The following is an 18,328-nucleotide window of genomic DNA, read 5'->3' as shown; positions in this document are numbered from 1 at the left end:
ACTACATACCTTATTAACAGGCGCATGTGGATAACCCTGTGGATTGTTAAGGGGACAAGCGCGCTTAATGGGCTTAAAACCCTTAAGGCATCTGTGGATCGTTAAAAACGGGCTTCCGGGTTGTCCCCATCCACACCCTGTTTAAAACCCAGTTAACGCACAGTCCGTGAACAGGGCTTAACCGCGGAACCGCGCGGTGAAAGCCACTTATCCACAGTTTCCACAGCAGTTATTAACACTACGAATCCCAAAAAATTGAAATCCCTCAAATAACAATCTCGTTCCTCCACGCTCCAAGGCACCACTGAGGGAGAACTCCAACCGGCCACAGGCCGGCCGGGGACTGTCCACATAGGCGGGGTCACGCCGGCCGGGGATGGGTTAATCCCCGATCTTGCGGCTAAGCTGTCACCAGCGCTCCCATCCCTGGGTTGGTTTTGTAGTTCCTTGTGTGCGGACCATGCACCTCGGGACCCTGGAACGCGGAATTTTGGCGGCTTCCATGGCTGGAATCCGCAGCTACTATTTGGCAGCAATGAAAGGCGGCACCCCTCCGTGAAGTTCAGAGTCGACCGCGACGTCCTGGCAGAAGCCGTTACGTGGACCGCGCGGTCGTTGTCTCCGCGGCCGCCGGTGCCTGTCCTCTCCGGCCTCCTCCTCAAAGCCGAGGCAGGAACCGTCAGCCTGTCCAGCTTTGACTACGAAACCTCGGCCCGCCTCGAGATCCCGGCTGACATCACCACCGAGGGCACTATCCTGGTGTCCGGTCGACTCTTGGCAGATATTTGCCGAAGCCTTCCGTCAGCTCCGGTGGAAGTGGAAACCGACGGCAGCAAAGTCACCCTCACCTGCCGTCGAAGCAGCTTCCACCTGGCAACGATGCCCGAGTCCGAGTACCCGGCATTGCCTGCACTCCCTGCGATCAGCGGCACCTTGCCGGGTGATTCGTTCGCGCAGGCCGTCTCCCAGGTGATCATCGCTGCCAGCAAGGACGACACCCTGCCCATCCTCACCGGTGTCCGCATGGAGATCGAGGATGACATGATCACCCTTCTTGCCACTGACCGCTACAGGCTTGCCATGCGCGAAGTGCCCTGGAAACCCGTCACTCCGGGCATTTCCACCAGCGCCCTGGTCAAGTCCAAGACCCTGAACGAGGTAGCAAAGACCCTTGGCGGAAGCGGTGACATCAACGTCGCCCTGGCCGATGACGACAGCCGCCTCATTGGTTTCGAGAGCGGCGGCCGCACCACCACGTCGTTGTTGGTTGACGGTGATTACCCCAAGATCCGCTCGCTCTTCCCGGATTCAACGCCGATCCATGCCACGGTCCAGACCCAGGAACTCGTGGAAGCCGTACGCCGCGTGTCCTTGGTTGCCGAACGCAACACACCGGTGCGCCTCGCCTTCACCCAGGGCCTGCTGAACCTGGATGCCGGCACGGGCGAAGACGCCCAGGCCTCCGAAGAACTCGAGGCACAACTTTCAGGCGACGACATCACGGTAGCCTTCAACCCGCACTACCTGGTTGAAGGCCTCAGCGTCATCGAAACGAAATACGTGCGCTTCTCCTTCACGTCAGCTCCCAAACCCGCCATGATCACGGCGCAGGCAGAGGCCGATGGCGAAGACCAGGACGACTACCGCTACCTCGTGATGCCTGTCCGCCTTCCCAACTAGCCACTACCGCCACCTACGCAGAAAAGAGTTCACAGCGTGCACATCGGACTGATTGGCCTTGGAAAAATGGGGTTCAACATGCGGGAACGCATGAGGAACGGTGGCATTGAGGTAACAGGCTTTGACCGCAATCCGGACGTCACGGACGTAGCTTCGGTGGATGAACTGATCGCCGCGCTGCCTACGCCGAGGTTGGTCTGGGTGATGGTTCCTTCCGGCGAAATCACTGACGCGGTTGTGAACGAGCTGCGCGGGAAGTTGAGCGAGGGCGACCTCGTCATCGATGGCGGGAACTCCCGCTTCACCGAAGACCAAAAGCACGCCGCCGCGTTGGCCGAAAAGGGAATCCGTTTCGCTGACTGCGGTGTTTCCGGTGGCGTCTGGGGACTTCAGAACGGATATGGCCTGATGGCCGGGGGCTCGGAAGAAGACATCGCACTTGCCATGCCGGTCTTTGATGCCCTCCGTCCCGAGGGCGAAAGGGCGGACAGCTTTGTGCACGTAGGCGGTGTGGGCGCAGGCCACTACGCAAAGATGGTGCACAACGGCATCGAATACGGCCTGATGCAGGCCTATGCCGAAGGCTATGAATTGCTGGCGGCCAAGGACATCGTGAAGGACCTTCCCGGTACGTTCCGGGCGTGGCAGAAGGGCACCGTTGTCCGCTCCTGGTTGCTTGACTTGATGGTCAAGGCACTGGACGAGGACCCGGGCCTCGCCTCGATCGATGACTACGTCGAGGATTCAGGTGAAGGGCGCTGGACAGTGGAAGAAGCGATCGCAAACGCGGTCCCGGCTCCGGCAATCACGGCGGCGCTTTTTGCCCGGTTCGCGTCCCGCGAGGACACTTCACCTGCCATGAAGATGGTCTCAGCGCTGCGCCACCAGTTCGGCGGCCACGCCACCCGTCCGGCCAACTAGCCGCAGGAGCCACACGAACAGCGTGTATCTGGAACATCTCTCGCTCACGGATTTCCGTAGCTATGCACAGGTAGACCTCAAGCTCGGGCCGGGTGTCACCGTCCTGGTGGGGTCAAACGGCATCGGCAAGACCAACCTCATGGAAGCCATCGGGTACTTGGCCACCCTCAGCTCCCACCGTGTGAGCAGCGATGCCCCGCTGCTGAGGTTCGGCACCGAGCGTGCCATGATCCGCGCCCGACTGGTCCGCGGCGAACAGTCAAGCATCATCGAAGTCGAGATCAATGCCGGCAGGGCCAACCGCGGACGCATCAACCGCGGAAATCCGGTACGGGCGAGGGACATCCTCGGCATATGCCAAACAGTGCTCTTTGCCCCGGAAGACTTGGCTCTCGTCAAGGGAGACCCCTCCAACCGGCGGCGTTTCCTGGATGAACTCCTGGTCAGCCTGGTGCCGCGGCATGCTGCCACACGCAGTGACTACGACCGCGTCCTGAAGCAGCGTAACGCCCTCCTGAAATCTGCCCGAACCGGAAAATTCACCGCGGGCCATGAGGCAACCCTTGACGTCTGGGACCAGCATATGGCCCGTGCCGGTGCACAGCTTCTGCACGCAAGGCTCGAGTTGGTGGAACGCCTCCGCCCGCACCTGAACAGCGCTTACGCGCAACTCACCGACGGTTCAAAGATCGCCGGCGCGGTTTACCGCTCAACCATCCAAGGCGTACTCGACGACGACGGCGGTCCGGCCGAACAGCCCACGCAAGGCCCGCCGTCGGGCGAGGAACTCCGGCAGTTGTCCGTGGACGAACTCACCGAACGCTATATCCAAGCCTTTGCCGTGGCCCGCAAGAAGGAACTCGAACGCGGGATCTCGCTGGTTGGCCCGCATCGGGACGAGCTCGAGCTGATGCTCGGCCAGGCACCGGCCAAGGGGTACGCCTCGCACGGCGAGACGTGGTCCATGTGTTTGTCCCTGCGCTTGGCTTCCTACTACGTCATGCTCGATGATGCACGCACCGGCGGGACCGCGCCCATTCTCATTCTTGACGACGTCTTCGCCGAGTTGGACGTCCAGCGACGGCGTAAACTGGCAGCAATCGTGGCCGGCGCCGAGCAGGTGCTCGTGACGGCCGCAGTCGACGCCGATATTCCGGAGGAGCTGGCCGGACGGCGCGTAACCGTTGTTCCGGGAGGCATCGATGGTGAAGGGTGACGCTGACGGACTCCAACCCGACCGGGTTCCCGACCAGATCGACGCTGCCCAGGCGGCCCTGAACAGGATGCGCGAGGCGGCCGCGGCGCGAGGCGAAGTGCGTCAGCGGGCACCCCGGCCGGGGACGACTCAAAAACGAACCGGGCTCCGGGGAACCAAAGGCTTCTCGCAATTCCATGGAAGCGGCCGCGACCCGTTGGGATTGGGAAAAGTGGTTGGACGCCTGGTGGCCGAACGCGGCTGGACGTCACCCGTTGCCGTGGGCTCCGTCATGGCTGAATGGGCCACCCTGGTGGGGCCGGACATCTCGGCGCACTGCACGCCTGAGAGCTTCACGGACACAACCCTCCATGTGCGCTGCGATTCAACCGCGTGGGCAACGCAGCTGCGCCTGCTGAGTTCGAGCTTGCTTGAGCTGTTCCGGAAGGAACTCGGTGAAGGCGTCGTCACCAGCATCCAGGTCCTCGGACCCTCGGCACCGAGCTGGCGGAAAGGCGGCCGCAGTGTCAACGGTCGCGGACCCCGGGACACATACGGCTGAGCGCCGTGCAGGGCGTTTCAAGGACCCTGGGGCGTATAGGCCCCCACGTCCACCTCCGCAGGGCCGTCCACGATAGGGCCAATGGCCTCTCATCGGCATATTCAGCTGTGAGCCGCCCCCTTATTTGCAGGGATTAGCGTTTTTCCACGATAGAATTGGCACAGATCACTGAGCGCCGATGAAACGTCGTCAGGGCTTTGGAATCCGCCAGTCGGGAACCAGGACCCCTCACGCCGGAGTAATCGGCGCAATCAGTCACGTGCCCTTGACGGCTTGCGGTCATCCGTGAGCCGTCAAGGGAACGGCCGTCATCGAACACAGAGGAGTCGAAAGCGCCTGTGGCTAACGACAATGCAGAGACCTTGGCAGTAGAGCCCGCAGAGGAGGCTGCTCCCACGCAGAGTGAGGCGCAAACGCCAAGGGAATACGGTGCCAGCGACATCACCGTGCTGGAGGGCCTCGAAGCCGTACGCAAACGCCCCGGCATGTACATCGGTTCCACCGGTCCGCGCGGTTTGCACCACTTGGTTTATGAAGTGGTGGACAACTCTGTAGATGAAGCTTTGGCCGGCTACTGCAGCCACATCGAGGTGACGCTGCAGGCTGACGGCGGAGTGAAAGTGGTTGACGACGGCCGCGGTATCCCCGTTGACATCCACCCCTCCGAAGGCAAGCCCACGGTTGAAGTGGTCATGACCATCCTGCACGCCGGAGGCAAGTTCGGCGGCGGCGGTTACGCCGTTTCCGGCGGCCTTCACGGCGTGGGTATTTCCGTCGTCAATGCGCTGTCCCGTCGTGTCGAGACCGAAGTCCGGAGGCAGGGCCACGTCTGGCGCATGTCTTTCGCCGACGGCGGCAAGCCGCAGGGCGAACTCGTCAAGGGCGAGGCCACGGAAGAGACAGGGACATCCCAGACGTTCTACCCGGACGGCACCATCTTTGAAAGCACGGAGTTCGACTTCGAGACCCTGCGTGCCCGCTTCCAGCAAATGGCGTTCCTCAACAAGGGCCTGAAAATCACCCTGACGGATGAGCGCCCGGCTGCTCGGGCCGGTGACGACGAGCTCGACCTCGACGCCGTTGCCACCGAAGGTGAAGTAGCAGCCGAACACCGCACTGTTGTCTATGAATACCCGGACGGCTTGCTGGACTACGTCAAGCACCTGAACTCCAACAAGAAGGTGGAAATCGTCCACGAGGACGTCATCGCCTTCGAAACCGAGGACACCGAACGGCACATCTCGGTGGAAGTCGCCATGCAGTGGACCACCGCGTATTCCGAGAGCGTCCACACGTACGCGAACACCATCAACACCCATGAGGGCGGTACGCACGAAGAGGGCTTCCGCGCTGCGATGACGTCGCTCATCAACCGCTACGCACGCGAGAAAAACATCATCAAGGAGAAGGAAGACAACCTGACGGGTGATGATATCCGTGAGGGCCTGACCGCCGTCATCTCGGTGAAGCTTTCCGAGCCCCAGTTCGAAGGCCAGACCAAGACCAAACTGGGCAACTCCGAGGTCAAGGGCTTCGTCCAGCGCGTTGTGACCGATCAGCTCGGTGACTGGTTGGAGCGCAACCCCGGTCCTGCCCGCGATGTCATCCGGAAAGCCATCCAGGCTGCGCAGGCACGCATGGCCGCGCGTAAAGCCCGCGACAATGCGCGGCGGAAGAGCCCGCTTGAGTCCTTCGGCATGCCCGGCAAGCTCTCTGATTGCTCGTCGAAGGATCCTTCACGTTGCGAGGTCTATCTGGTGGAGGGTGACTCCGCAGGCGGTTCGGCCAAGCGCGGCCGCAACCCGGAGACACAGGCCATCCTTCCGTTGCGAGGCAAGATCCTCAACGTTGAGCGAGCACGCTTGGACAAAGCCCTGGGCAACGCCGAAGTGCAGTCCATGATTACGGCGTTCGGTACGGGCATTGGCGAGGACTTCGATATTTCGAAGCTCCGGTACCACAAGATCGTCCTCATGGCAGATGCCGACGTTGACGGCCAGCACATCACCACGCTCTTGATGACGCTGCTGTTCCGCTACATGCGTCCCCTCATCGAAAACGGTTACGTCTATTTGGCCCAGCCGCCGCTGTACCGGATCAAGTGGTCCAACGCCGCGCATGACTACGTGTTCAGTGATCGCGAACGGGATGAAACCATCCGCAAGGGTGCTGCGATGAACAAGCGGCTCCCCAAGGAGAACGGCATCCAGCGCTACAAGGGCCTTGGCGAGATGGACTACACGGAACTGTGGGATACCACCATGGATCCCGATCGCCGGACCCTCCTCCAAGTCACCATGGATGACGCACTTGCAGCCGATCAGACCTTCTCCGTCCTTATGGGCGAGGACGTTGAATCACGCAGGAACTTTATCCAGCAGAACGCCAAGGACGTCAGGTTCCTGGATATTTAGCAGCCATCATCACGGCCTGAATATTCCTGAATCGACATATACCTGAAACGGAAATCTTAGATTATGAGTGACGAAACTCCTGAAGTCCCGGCGGAAAACCCCGAGGGTACGGATGCCGTACTTGAAGGCGACGTGCTGACGGACCGCGTTGAGCAGGTGGACCTGCAGACCGAAATGCAACGGTCGTACCTCGACTACGCAATGGCCGTCATCGTTGGCCGCGCCCTGCCCGACGTGCGTGACGGCCTGAAGCCCGTCCACCGCCGCGTGCTCTATGCGATGTTCGACGGCGGCTACCGCCCTGACCGCGCGTTCAACAAGTGTGCCCGTGTTGTGGGTGACGTCATGGGTACCTACCACCCGCACGGTGACATGGCGATCTACGATGCGTTGGTTCGACTGATCCAGGACTGGACCATGCGCTACCCCTTGGCACTCGGCCAAGGAAACTTCGGTTCTCCCGGCAACGACGGAGCTGCTGCTCCGCGTTACACGGAAACCAAGATGGCCCAGTTGGCCATGGAAATGGTCCGCGACATCGACGAAGAGACCGTCGACTTCCAGGACAACTACGACGGCAAGAACCAGGAACCCACCATCCTGCCGGCGCGTTTCCCGAACCTGCTGGTGAATGGTTCTTCCGGCATCGCCGTCGGCATGGCCACCAACATCCCGCCGCACAACCTGCGCGAAGTCGCCGACGGCGTGCAGTGGGCTCTGGAAAACCCTGGCGCCTCCCGTGAAGAGTTGCTGGAAGCCCTGATGAAGCGCATCAAGGGACCGGACTTCCCCACAGGGGCCACCATTCTCGGTCACAAGGGCATCGAAGAGGCGTACCGCACCGGTCGTGGTTCCATCACCATGCGGGCCGTGGTCAACGTCGAAGAGCTCCAGGGCCGTACCTGCCTTGTAGTCACGGAATTGCCTTACCAGGCGAACCCGGACAACCTTGCGATCAAGATTGCCGAGCTGGTCAAGGACGGCAAGATCCAAGGCATCGCCGATCTTCGCGACGAGACCTCCGGCCGTACGGGCCAGCGCCTGGTGATCGTGCTGAAGCGTGATGCGGTGGCCAAGGTGGTGCTGAACAACCTTTACAAGCACACGCAACTGCAGGACAACTTCTCCGCCAACATGCTGGCAATCGTGGACGGCGTTCCGCGCACCCTCAGCCTGGATGCCTTCATCCGGCACTGGGTGGCGCACCAGATGGACGTCATTGCACGCCGTACGCGTTACCGCCTCCGCAAGGCCGAGGAAGAAGCACACATTCTGCGTGCCCTCCTGAAGGCGCTGGACATGCTCGACGAGGTCATTGCCCTTATTCGTGCGTCCAGCACCACGGAGGCTGCCCGTGAAGGCCTCATGGAGCTCCTGGAAATCGACGAACTCCAGGCCCGGGCCATCCTTGATATGCAGTTGCGCCGCCTGGCAGCCCTGGAACGCCAGAAGATCCAGGACCGCCATGCCGAACTCGAAGCCATGATCGAGGAGTACAACGCGATCCTCGCTTCCGAGGAACGCCAGCGCCGGATCATCAGCGAAGAACTCGCCGAAATCGTTGCCAAGCACGGCGACGACCGCCGGACGCAGATCCTCATGGGGTTCGACGGCGACATGTCGGTGGAAGACCTCATTCCCGAAGAGGAAATGGTGGTCACCATTACCCGCGGCGGCTACGTCAAGCGGACCCGTAGTGACAATTACCGTTCGCAGCAGCGTGGCGGCAAGGGCATCAAGGGCGCCCAGCTGCGCGGTGACGACGTCGTTGAACACTTCTTCGTGACCACCACCCACCACTGGCTGCTGTTCTTCACGAACCTTGGCCGCGTCTACCGCGCAAAGGCATACGAACTCGCCGAAGCCGGAAGGGACGCGAAGGGCCAGCACGTCGCGAACCTGCTTGCCTTCCAGCCGGACGAGCACATTGCGCAGGTCCTTGATCTCCGCGACTACCAGCAGGCGCCCTACTTGGTGTTGGCCACCAAGAACGGCCTGGTGAAGAAGACCAGGCTCGAGGACTACGACACCAACCGGTCCGCGGGCGTCATTGCCATCAACCTGCGCGATGGCGACGAACTTGTCTCCGCCCAGCTGGTCAGCGAATCGGATGATCTCCTCCTGGTATCCCGGAAGGGCCAGTCCATCCGCTTCACGGCAACGGACGACGCCCTGCGCCCCATGGGCCGTGCAACGTCCGGCGTTACGGGCATGAAGTTCCGTGAAGATGACGAATTGTTGGCAGCGGATGTCGTCAAGGACGATTCGTTCGTCTTCGTGGTCACCGAGGGAGGCTATGCAAAGCGGACCGCTGCCGAGGAATACAGGCTGCAGGGTCGCGGTGGCTTGGGCATCAAGGTGGCCAAGCTTGCAGAGGACCGCGGGGACCTGGTGGGTGCCCTGATCGTGCAGGAAGACGACGAAGTCCTGGTGGTCATGGAGGGCGGTAAGGTTGTCCGCTCCGCCGTCAGCGGCGTGCCTGCGAAGGGCCGTGACACCATGGGCGTCATCTTCGCCAAGCCCGACAAGAACGACCGAATCATCGAGGTTGCCCGGAACTCGGAACGCGGATTGGAAGGCGAAGAGTCCGAGGACGGGCAGGACGATGACGTAACGTTGGCTGCAGAAGACAGCGCTGCCGAGGCGCTCGTCGAGTCAGAAACGCAAACCGACGCAGATCCGGATACCGAAGCCGGCGCGGCGCTGAATGAAGACAACACCGGAGGTAACGAGTGAGTAATTCCGACTCATATCCCAAGCCGAGCACAGGTGTCCCCGGCGGACTCCGGCAGCCATCAGGCAACGCCCCATCAGGAACGCCTGCCCGGCCCCAGCAGCGGCCGGGTGGAGCTCCCGCCGCTTCAGAAGGACGTCCGGCTTCCTCCGGCGCTCCGCAGCGCCCGGCCGGAGCTCCGGGCCAGCGTCCCGCTTCCAGTGGGCAGCGCCCCGCCGGAGCCCCGGGCCAACGCCCGGCAGCAACTGCCCAGCGCCCCGCCCAAGGCGGACCCGGACTGGTGAAGCCCGCCCCCAAGGCCAAGGTACGCCGCGCACGGCTCCTGGTCAGCAAGGTGGATCCATGGTCGGTGCTCAAGATGGCGTTCCTCCTGTCCGTTGCCCTTGGCATCGTCACCGTGGTGGCCGCCATCGTGCTGTGGACTGTTCTGGATCTCACTGGCATCTTCAACCAGGTGGATAGCCTGCTGGGGACGCTTGCAGGTTCCGAGGGCAGCGGTTTTGAGCTGAAGAAGATTGCATCCCTGGGTCAGGTGGCATCCTTTGCCACGATCATTGCCGTAGTCAACGTGGTTTTGCTGACTGCCCTTTCCATGCTCTCGGCCGTCTTGTATAACATTTCGGCAACGCTGGTTGGTGGCATCGGCGTGACCCTGACGGACGACTAGTAGAAACCCCCGGAAATACGCGGAAAAATGGCGTAAAGAAGGGGATCCGGGCCTCGATTTGAGATCGGGCCGGGATGTGCTGTACAGTCATATCTCGGCCCGATGAGGCATCGGGGCGTATAGCTCAGGCGGTTAGAGCGCTTCGCTGATAACGAAGAGGTCCCAGGTTCAAGTCCTGGTACGCCCACGGAACCCAGGTTCAGGAAACTGAACCGGAATGAGGTACTTGTGAAGAAGTTGCTGGTTGTAGTTGCAGCGGCGATCGCAGGTGTCCTGGTCTTCAAAAAGGCCCAGGAGTCCGAAGCCCGGAAGGATGTCTGGAGCAAGTCAACCGACAAGGTCGACTAGCCGAAGAGCCCGGCCGGACCCGGTAAAAACGGGTCTGAACGTAGGGTATGATAGACGGGTTGCTTCTTATGGGGGCATGGCGCAATTGGTAGCGCACCTGCTTTGCAAGCAGGGGGTTAGGGGTTCGAGTCCCCTTGCCTCCACCATAAGGAAAGTCCCGGTCAGAAATGACCGGGACTTTTGTTTTTAACCAGCGGACCGCTTTTCGGGGTTATAGGGGGTTATAGGACAAAACGTGTGTAAATCCCGGGCGCGTCATGGGGTCAGGTACCCGGCGCCCGTCGCAGGGCGTCCTCCAGAAACGTCTTCAACTCGCCGTCGCCGAAGACGGGGGTCACCACGCCGAGTGCCAGCGTCGGCTGAGTTCTCGCCCCTGCTGCAGTAAGGGCACTGTTCACGTTGCGGCGGCTTTCGGCCACGCTCTCCGAGTCGCCCCGCCGTGCAGCTTCCAGCATGGCAATGGCCTCCTGCACCCCGCGCCCGTACTCCGCGGCGGCAGCAGCCCAGTGCTCAGCGTCGACAGCGAAGCCCGGCTCTGCCATCCGCGGCAGGAGTTCAGGCAGTTTCTGCAGCAGCTCAGCGCGATGGAGCAAATCTCCCGAAGGTGCCTTTCCGGCGTCGTAATCCGACCAGAACTGCCGGATGTCCCGGCGGAGGGCGGGAGCCGAAGGCGTGAGTTCGTCGTCCTGCCAGTCTTGGTTCAGGTCCACGAATGCTCTCACGGCGGCTTGGACCTGCTGATCCGGGCCGGCGAGCTGGGCGAGGGCCGCGTCCATGGATTCCTGTGGACGGTACGCCGGACCGTTCCATGAAAAGTCCGCGTAATTGAAGATGGCGGGCAACGAAAGGTAGGGCTGGATCATGGGGTTGGTGACGATGCCCTGCACGGACTGGTACAGATCGGCGTCCCTGCCGATCAGTGGCGCCATGAACAAGTGGTCCTGTGAAAAGTCGTTCACGGGATAGTTGTCCCAAATGACGATCGGCCGGCCCGCGTCCTCGCGACCGTAGCTCCGCCGGGCAGTCTGGGCCGAATCCCGCGTGATCCTGTGCGAGACCACGTCTTCACCCGTCCACTGCACCACGATGGCGGGATCGAGCAGCCGGCCCAGCTGTCTCTTGTAGGGGTTGCTTCCGGAACCTGTGTAGAAAGTGGGCACTGTTTCCAGCGGCTGGAGGTCTTGCTTCCCGGCGGTGAAGCGCTCCTGCAAGGAATTCAGGAAGGTGGCCTGCGCCTTGGCAAGATTGGATGGGCCGGAGCCGAACTCCTCCACGTCCTCCGGGCATTGGACCTTGGTAGCAATGTCATCCAGCGGAATGACGAAGGACCGGACGCCAAGGCCGTACAGCGACTCGAGTTTGGTGATGGCGTCCTCAAGGTCCGAGTCCCGGGAGTAGCAAACATCGATGCCCGGTGAGAGCGCGTACGTAAACCTGAGATGGTTGGCCTCTGCTGCCTCTATGAGCTCCTGGAGTTCCGTGAGTTCCTGTGCTGAATAGAGATCCCGCCACTTTTCCCGGAGCAGGGGGTCGTCTTTGGGTGAATAGATATAGGTGTTCATTTTCTGCCGCCCCGCGAAGCTGATGACGTCCAGGCGGGCTTGGTGCGACCACGGCGTGCCGTAGAACCCCTCGATCACACCCCGGGTTTCCATCAGGGGCCAGTCGCTGACATGCAGCGCGGGGACCGATCCGGCCTTGAGCAATTGCCGCAGCGTTTGCACGCTGTGGAAGACGCCGTCGCCATCGTGGCCGACCAGGACCGCCGTCGGAATCCCCTCCAACTTTCCAGTGGCGACCACGTACCCTTCCGCCCGTTCCAGGGCCTCCCCGTCCTCGGGCCTCTCCGGTCCCAAGGCCCTCAAGGCGGAACGTGCCGGAGATGCCTCACCACCGAGGCCGAGATAGACGGCTGAGGAACCCTCCGACGGCTTGTCGAGGGCTGCGACCACCTCCGCGGTGCCACCGGCAGCGGCTATCACGTCCAGTAGCGCGTCCAGGGCCGGCTGGTCGGTTCCGGGGGCAGCGACCACGTGGACCCGTCCGGTGAGGGGTACTGATTCGCCGGGCTGCGACATTGCGTGCTGCGGTACGGGATGAACCGCGGGCAAATCCCCCCGGGAACGGTCCTGCCCGCCGGGCACCTCCCGCGCGGTGACGAACCAGCCGGCGATGACCGCAGCAACCAGCAAACCGGCGACGGAAAGCAGCAGGAAGCGGCGTCGCCGGGAGCCTGCGCGAGCGGATGTTGCATTCAATCGGTAGCCCTTTGGATTCGCCGTCTCCGGCCGGCTGGAATGATGTGTCAAGACAATCACACTGTTTCCTCCACAGATAGGGGTAATGCGCAGTCCCCGCCGAACTAAGGTTGATCCGTGAATCTCCTCATTTCGGCCCTGGGTGTACTGGGCGTAGCCTCATCCGGACCACTCATCGCCGGAACGCTCGGTGCTACCTCGGTAACTGCCTTGGCGATCGCGTTCTGGCGGAACGCCATAGCTGCCGTCGTGATGGCCCTTCCCGTGGCGGTCCGCGAACCGAGGCAATTCACAGGAATAACCCGCCGGGAGTTCGGCTGGTCCGCCGTGGCTGCCGTGGCATTGGCTTTCCACTTTGCCTGTTTCATTACGGCGTTGCAGCTGACGTCCGTCGCCGCCGCTACGGCGTTGGTGTGCCTGCAGTCCGCGTGGATCGCCGTCTTCCAACTGTTCAGGGGAACCCGCCACCGCTGGCCCGTCCTGCTGGGCCTGGGCATCGCATTCGGCGGCGTCGGTGCCATCACGGGATTCGACATGGGCTCGTCCACGGATGCGCTTATTGGTGACGTCCTGGCCCTGGCCGGCGGCGCCCTGGCAGGGCTCTACACCCTCGCGGGCGGCAAAGCGCGCCAGTCAATGGGAACCGGAACTTACACCACGCTTTGCTACGGGATGTGCGCGGCTTTGGTGGCTGTCATGGCGTTGTTCAGCGGGCAGCCGCTGGCAGGGTTCGACGCCGGAGGGTGGCTTGGGATTCTTGCCATCACCGTGTGTGCGCAACTGGTAGGCCACACCGCCTTCAACCATCTCTTGGCGACCATGAGTCCGCTGGTGGTCTCCATGATCATCCTGCTGGAGATTCCGGGAGCGGCCATCCTGGCGGCAATCTTCCTCAATGAGACCTTGCCCGGCGGGACCTACGCCGGCCTGGCCTTGATCCTGGTGGGACTCGCCGTGGTGGTGTCCGGGCAGCGGAGGGGGCGTGCGCGGGCAGACCGGCGCGAAGCTGAGCTGGGAACGGACTGAACCAGCCGCCGTCGTACTTGACGCGGTGTCAGAGACCGCCGCGGCGGACGCCGCCGGAAACCGCGTTGGCAGCGTGGATTGCCCGGAGGAGCTTAGCCGGGAAGTACACGGAGAAGAACACCACCATCGGCGCCTTCAGTGCCATCTTCTTGACGTTGTGGGCCTTGTAAGTGCGGTCAAAGCGCGTCACGTAGTAGCGGTAATCCCGGGGCGAGTCCTCAAGCCGGCGCGCTGACATTCCAGACACCATCTGGGGCCAGTACTGGATGCGGAGGTCGTGTTCGGCGAGGTGCAGTGAGAGATCGATGTCCTCATGCATTTCGTCCTTCTCATCCAGGCAGGCTTCATCCCTGATGGTTTCCCACGCCGAACGGCGAAGCGCCATGTTGGAGCCGAACAGGAAGTGGTACTGGTGCTTCGCCAGGCGCAGCATGAGCTGGCGCATCTTGTCGTCTGCCTTAAGGCCGAAACGGCGCATAGGCATGTCGTAGTACACCACCGGACCCGTTGCTGCCTGAACGGTGGGATCGGCGAAGGCCTTCTGGACCTGCTCCACCCAGTCAGGTTCCAGGACCGAGTCGGCATCGATCCTGCCGATGATGTCGCCGGTGGCGCTATTGAGGCCGTAGTTCCGCGTGGGAATGAGGCCTTGGACGTCCACTTGCTTCAGCAGGATGATGGGGCTCTCCGGATATTCCTGCTGCATCCGGCGAACAATTTTCGCCGTGCGGTCCTTGGACAAGTTGTCCACCACGATGATTTCCTTCGCAGGAACAGACTGATAAATGGCCGCGATGAGGCACTGGCGTATGACGCTTTCCTCGTTGTACGCCGGGATGACAATTGAAACGCCCGGAGGTTCCGCGCGCTCCTTGAGTTCACCCTCGAAGGGTCTATCAGCTGACATCATTTCAAATCTAGCACCCGGTCCCGGAGCCCCAGCGGACTGTTCGGTGTGGGAAGGTCTCTTGGCGGGAAGGTCGGGCCGGGAAGTTGCCTGGCTGGGAACTTGCCTGGCCTGGAAAACAATGAAGGGACCCCGGCTAACCGGGATCCCTTCATGGTTTGCTGATCGAACGCAGCCGATGGCTTGAACTAGAGAGCGGAATCTTTGGAGTCCGTGCCCTTGTCCTCGTCCTTGTGGGTGGCAGCAGCAATGTTCTTCACTGCCGTCTTTGCGTCCGTGGCGACGTTGGAGGCGTTGTCCTCGGTCTTCGCGAACGCGTCCTTGGTGGCCTGCTCTACTTCTGCCTTGGCTTCTTCCGGGGTGAGGTCGGAAGTTTTGGACTCAGCCGGGGCCGCAGCTGCTGCAGTTGCGGAGGCTGCTGCGTCCGCAGGAACCGGAGCGGGGGTCGGCGTTACCGGGGAAGGTGTCTTCCACGGGTCCTCCACCGGCTTGGCGGCCTTCCACGCAGCGACGCCGGCGGCAACCGCGGCGGCAATGACCGTGACAACCAGCCAGCCGCGCTTCTTGGGCTTCTGCTGGGTAGCCAGCTGCTTGCTGACTGCCTTGCTGGTCTGTTCCGCCACAGCCTTGATCTGTTTGCTGGTGGCCTGCGCCTGTTCCTGGACGCCATGGACGACGCCGGACTCAACCAGGCGCTGGGCGACTGCATCGACCTGTGCCGGTGCATTCTCCAGAACATGGTGGACCGCAACCGATGCGTGGCCCAGCTGTTCGGAAAGCTTGGGCAAGTACTCTTCCACTACCTTGTCCCGGGCAACGCCGAGGGCAGGCGTGGCGCGGTTGAGCGTCTCCTGGATCTTGGGCGTTGCATCCTCAACAGCGTCGTGGATCTTGGGAGCCAGCTGGGCCAGCCCGTCCTGGATCCGCGGCGTGACCTTCTCCACGCCGTCGGCGAGGTTGTGTGCGGCCGACTTCAGTCCCTCTTGGATCTTGGGGGAAGCGGTGTCAATGCCGTGCTGGATTCGCGGAACAGCCCAGTTGACAGCTGCCTCTACACGTGGCGCTGCCCAGTCGCGGGCGTTATCCACGCTGGCCACAACTGTGTGCTCAAGGTCGCGGGCAATACGGTCTGATTTCTTCACAACTACCTCCCGATACACATGCTCGTTTGTTGCTAGCCTACGTGCCCCAAAGTTCGTGGGCTATTCATCGTCAAGATTCTTGCCCGATTTCACCGAGCGCGGAACCGGCTTCACGGCCAGTGGCGGCGTTGACCCTGCATGAAAGAATGGGACGCATGACCATTGCAACAGCAAAAGCCACAATTCACACGAGCCTGGGCGACATCAAGGTTGACCTTTTCGGCAACCACGCCCCCAAGACCGTTGCCAACTTCATTGGCCTGGCCACTGGCGAAAAGTCCTGGACCCACCCGGAGACCGGCGAGGACAAGACCGGCACACCGCTTTACAACGGCACCATCTTCCACCGGATCATCAAGGACTTCATGATCCAGGGCGGCGATCCCCTCGGCCGCGGCGTCGGCGGACCCGGCTACAAGTTCGACGACGAAATCCACCCCGAGCTGACCTTCAACGCTCCGTACAAGCTGGCCATGGCCAACGCGGGCGTCCAGATGGGCAAGGGCACCAACGGTTCCCAGTTCTTCATCACCACGGTGAACACCGACTGGCTGTTCGGCAAGCACAGCATCTTCGGCGAGGTCACCGACGAGGAGTCCCGCAAGGTTGTTGACGCAATCGAGGGCGTACGCACCGGCATGGGCGACCGTCCTGTTGAAGACGTCGTCATCAACAGCATCGACATCGAACAGCTCTAGTCCTTCATGAGCTACGGAATTCCGTCGGCCGAGCCGTCCGCTGACATCCCGGTGTGCCCCAGGCACCCGGACCGGCCTTCATACGTACGGTGCCAGCGTTGCGGGCGCCCTGCGTGTCCGGAGTGCCAGCGGGCGGCCGCCGTCGGGTTCCAATGCGTTGACTGCGTCAACGAACAAAAGCGTACGACGCCGGCCTACCGGGCCCCTTACGGCGGCGCGTTGGCCGTTGGCAAGCCCTTGGTGACGTACGCGATCATCGCACTATGCGTACTGGTTTACGTTCTGCAGTGGCTGCTGCCCGGCGAGGCTGTCTACCAGCAGTTCGCTTTTGCCAACGTTTTTGCAGACCGTGAGCCATGGAGGATGCTGACGGCTGCGTTCCTCCACTCCCAAAGTTTCCTTCTCCACATCGTCTTGAACATGTACACCTTGTGGATCTTCGGACAAGCCCTTGAGCCGCTGCTCGGGCGGGTCCGGTTCCTGGCCGTTTATTTGCTGTCCGCCGTGGGCGGTTCCATTGGATTCCTGCTCCTCACCCCGGACCGCCCCGTCATAGGCGTGGTGGGTGCCTCGGGGGCGATCTTCGGTCTCTTCGGGGCAATGTTGGTGGTCCAAAGGCACCGCGGTGGGGAAACCCGCCAGCTGTGGGTCTTGATAGCCATCAATGGAGCAATCGGTTTCTTCGTCCAGGGCATTGCCTGGCAGGCGCACCTCGGCGGATTGATCACGGGCGGCCTTGCGGCCGCTGCCATCGCATATGCCCCCCGCGGCAAGAACCAAGGGCTGCTCCAAGCGGGAGGCTTGGTCCTGGTGGGGGCACTGCTGGCAATCGTCACCTGGTTCCGCGTTTCTTCAGGCTAGCTGCTGTGCCGCCCAATTAGGTCGCATTTGTGCACGTTTTGAGGGGGCAAAACGCGCACAAATGCGACCCAGTTGGGAGGGTTAGTTCCGGGCTACGGGCTGCCGCAGGATTGTCTTGAGCTTCTCCGGAGCAGTCCGCCGCGCGTCGGACAAATAAATCTCGTGATGTTTCCCTGTGGGCCGAAGACGGTGCGAAGGGATGAAGTCCTTGTGCATCTCTTCCAGAACCGGGCCCTCTGCGTCGTATGGGCCTGTGTGCAGGGTCTGGACGCATAGTCCCTCATTCAACGAGGCCAGCCGCAGCGACTCCAATGCCGGCGCTCCACCCTTGCTCCGTACGGCCTCCACTGCAGCGTCTACGTGCCCCGGGGTGATCCAGTCAGGCGTCATGATCATCATGGTCCAGTCCCAACGGGACTTATCCCGTTCCGTGGTGAAGCTGGCCATGTCCTCAGACCACCACAGACCTTCCAGCGGCATCACGCCGTAGTCCCGGCCGAGTTCCTGCTTGCTGAAGAACTTCAGCTTGTACGCGACCGGATACAGCGTTTCCAAGGCATCCCTGTAAGCCTGGGCGGTGTTGGGATCGCCGTGGCCGTCGATCATGAGGAATTGCAGCTCCGGTACCTTGACCAGTGCGAACGTTCCTGCCGTGGCCTTGTAGCTTGTGATCTCCTTCTTGAAGTCGACCTTGGTGTTGGACTGTGCGCCCACCGCTCCTCCTCGATGCAGGTCATCCCCCGCTCCGGCATTATCCACAGATGTTATCCACACTGTGAGTAACTTACATACGTGTAGTTAGCACCGCGAAGGCCAGCCGGCGGGTGAAATAGGGCAGATATCCCCCGTTTGGCATGTGTTGATCCACATCTGTGGATAACTTTGTCCCCTGCGGGAGGCTATTTGTGGACAAGA

14 protein-coding genes, 2 tRNA genes and 1 pseudogene are annotated in these 18,328 nt (G+C 61.9%); 13 read left to right on the top strand and 4 right to left on the bottom strand.

The features are described from left to right. Positions 1 to 555 precede the first annotated feature (555 nt). The 10 genes and pseudogenes from dnaN to HMI59_RS20980 all read left to right on the top strand — a co-directional run bounded on the left by dnaN (position 556) and on the right by HMI59_RS20980 (position 10,667). Positions 556 to 1,680 carry a DNA polymerase III subunit beta gene (gene dnaN / locus HMI59_RS21020; protein ID WP_021473166.1) on the top strand — a complete coding sequence of 375 codons (1,125 nt, stop codon included), beginning with the start codon at positions 556 to 558 and terminating at the stop codon, positions 1,678 to 1,680. A gap of 3 nt (positions 1,681 to 1,683) precedes the next feature. Then, positions 1,684 to 2,601 (top strand): annotated as a pseudogene (gene gnd / locus HMI59_RS21015) (phosphogluconate dehydrogenase (NAD(+)-dependent, decarboxylating)); the annotation flags it as partial. A 22-nt stretch (positions 2,602 to 2,623) separates the two neighbouring features. Then, complete coding sequence (recF, locus tag HMI59_RS21010; protein WP_062094349.1) at positions 2,624 to 3,817, top strand: DNA replication/repair protein RecF; 1,194 nt, start codon at positions 2,624 to 2,626, stop codon at positions 3,815 to 3,817. Next, positions 3,804 to 4,358 carry a DUF721 domain-containing protein gene (locus HMI59_RS21005; protein WP_021473169.1) on the top strand — a complete coding sequence of 185 codons (555 nt, stop codon included), beginning with the start codon at positions 3,804 to 3,806 and terminating at the stop codon, positions 4,356 to 4,358. The genes recF and HMI59_RS21005 overlap by 14 nt, the downstream gene beginning before the upstream one ends. 338 nt (positions 4,359 to 4,696) lie before the next feature. Continuing rightward, positions 4,697 to 6,772, top strand: coding sequence for a DNA topoisomerase (ATP-hydrolyzing) subunit B (gene gyrB / locus HMI59_RS21000; protein WP_021473170.1), 2,076 nt, complete (start codon positions 4,697 to 4,699; stop codon positions 6,770 to 6,772). Between the two features lie 63 nt (positions 6,773 to 6,835). Then, a complete protein-coding gene (gene gyrA, locus HMI59_RS20995; protein WP_021473171.1) occupies positions 6,836 to 9,508 on the top strand; it encodes a DNA gyrase subunit A in 2,673 nt (890 codons plus the stop codon). Beyond that, complete coding sequence (locus HMI59_RS20990) at positions 9,505 to 10,173, top strand: DUF3566 domain-containing protein (RefSeq protein ID WP_031216756.1); 669 nt, start codon at positions 9,505 to 9,507, stop codon at positions 10,171 to 10,173. Before gyrA ends, HMI59_RS20990 begins: the two co-directional genes overlap by 4 nt. A gap of 113 nt (positions 10,174 to 10,286) precedes the next feature. Beyond that, positions 10,287 to 10,360: transfer RNA gene (locus HMI59_RS20985), tRNA-Ile, on the top strand. Positions 10,361 to 10,401: 41 nt separating this feature from the next. Further along, positions 10,402 to 10,521 (top strand): DLW-39 family protein, encoded by a 120-nt coding sequence (locus HMI59_RS25815; RefSeq protein ID WP_217376508.1) that lies wholly within the window; start codon positions 10,402 to 10,404, stop codon positions 10,519 to 10,521. Between the two features lie 70 nt (positions 10,522 to 10,591). Further along, a tRNA-Ala gene (locus HMI59_RS20980) sits at positions 10,592 to 10,667 on the top strand. 117 nt (positions 10,668 to 10,784) lie between these two features. On the opposite strand, the gene HMI59_RS20975 is transcribed toward HMI59_RS20980, so the two are convergent. Then, positions 10,785 to 12,779 carry a beta-N-acetylglucosaminidase domain-containing protein gene (locus tag HMI59_RS20975; RefSeq protein WP_193592414.1) on the bottom strand — a complete coding sequence of 665 codons (1,995 nt, stop codon included), beginning with the start codon at positions 12,777 to 12,779 and terminating at the stop codon, positions 10,785 to 10,787. A 117-nt stretch (positions 12,780 to 12,896) separates the two neighbouring features. Between HMI59_RS20975 and HMI59_RS20970 the strand changes: the two genes are divergently transcribed. Next, complete coding sequence (locus HMI59_RS20970; RefSeq protein ID WP_021473175.1) at positions 12,897 to 13,805, top strand: DMT family transporter; 909 nt, start codon at positions 12,897 to 12,899, stop codon at positions 13,803 to 13,805. Positions 13,806 to 13,833: 28 nt separating this feature from the next. Here HMI59_RS20970 and HMI59_RS20965 read toward each other — a convergent pair whose 3' ends face one another. Beyond that, a complete protein-coding gene (locus HMI59_RS20965; RefSeq protein WP_193592413.1) occupies positions 13,834 to 14,712 on the bottom strand; it encodes a glycosyltransferase family 2 protein in 879 nt (292 codons plus the stop codon). Between the two features lie 188 nt (positions 14,713 to 14,900). After that, positions 14,901 to 15,854 carry a hypothetical protein gene (locus HMI59_RS20960; RefSeq protein WP_021473177.1) on the bottom strand — a complete coding sequence of 318 codons (954 nt, stop codon included), beginning with the start codon at positions 15,852 to 15,854 and terminating at the stop codon, positions 14,901 to 14,903. A gap of 155 nt (positions 15,855 to 16,009) precedes the next feature. Between HMI59_RS20960 and HMI59_RS20955 the strand changes: the two genes are divergently transcribed. After that, complete coding sequence (locus HMI59_RS20955) at positions 16,010 to 16,552, top strand: peptidylprolyl isomerase (protein ID WP_062094361.1); 543 nt, start codon at positions 16,010 to 16,012, stop codon at positions 16,550 to 16,552. Between the two features lie 6 nt (positions 16,553 to 16,558). Continuing rightward, on the top strand, positions 16,559 to 17,413 hold the full coding sequence (locus tag HMI59_RS20950) for a rhomboid family intramembrane serine protease (protein ID WP_031216759.1): 855 nt from the start codon (positions 16,559 to 16,561) through the stop codon (positions 17,411 to 17,413). Positions 17,414 to 17,494: 81 nt separating this feature from the next. Here the strand turns inward: HMI59_RS20950 and HMI59_RS20945 are convergent, their stop codons facing one another. Continuing rightward, entirely contained in the window at positions 17,495 to 18,127 is a 633-nt protein-coding gene (locus HMI59_RS20945; RefSeq protein ID WP_021473180.1) for a GyrI-like domain-containing protein, read from the bottom strand. Positions 18,128 to 18,328 lie beyond the last annotated feature (201 nt).

Origin of the sequence: Paenarthrobacter sp. YJN-5, assembly GCF_015040095.1 — a bacterium.
Taxonomy (GTDB): Bacteria; Actinomycetota; Actinomycetes; order Actinomycetales; family Micrococcaceae; genus Arthrobacter; species Arthrobacter ureafaciens.
The sequence above is the reverse complement of the archived record's forward strand: the minus strand, read 5'-3'. Positions and strand labels throughout refer to the sequence as shown.

Excerpts from the sequence above, each read along its gene's own strand:
- HMI59_RS20950 (WP_031216759.1), top strand. The coding sequence starts at position 16,559 with ATGAGCTACGGAATTCCGTCGGCCGAGCCGTCCGCTGACATCCCGGTG.
- HMI59_RS21005 (WP_021473169.1), top strand. The coding sequence starts at position 3,804 with ATGGTGAAGGGTGACGCTGACGGACTCCAACCCGACCGGGTTCCCGAC.
- HMI59_RS20955 (WP_062094361.1), top strand. The coding sequence starts at position 16,010 with ATGACCATTGCAACAGCAAAAGCCACAATTCACACGAGCCTGGGCGAC.
- gyrA (WP_021473171.1), top strand. The coding sequence starts at position 6,836 with ATGAGTGACGAAACTCCTGAAGTCCCGGCGGAAAACCCCGAGGGTACG.
- HMI59_RS20965 (WP_193592413.1), bottom strand. The coding sequence starts at position 14,712 with ATGTCAGCTGATAGACCCTTCGAGGGTGAACTCAAGGAGCGCGCGGAA.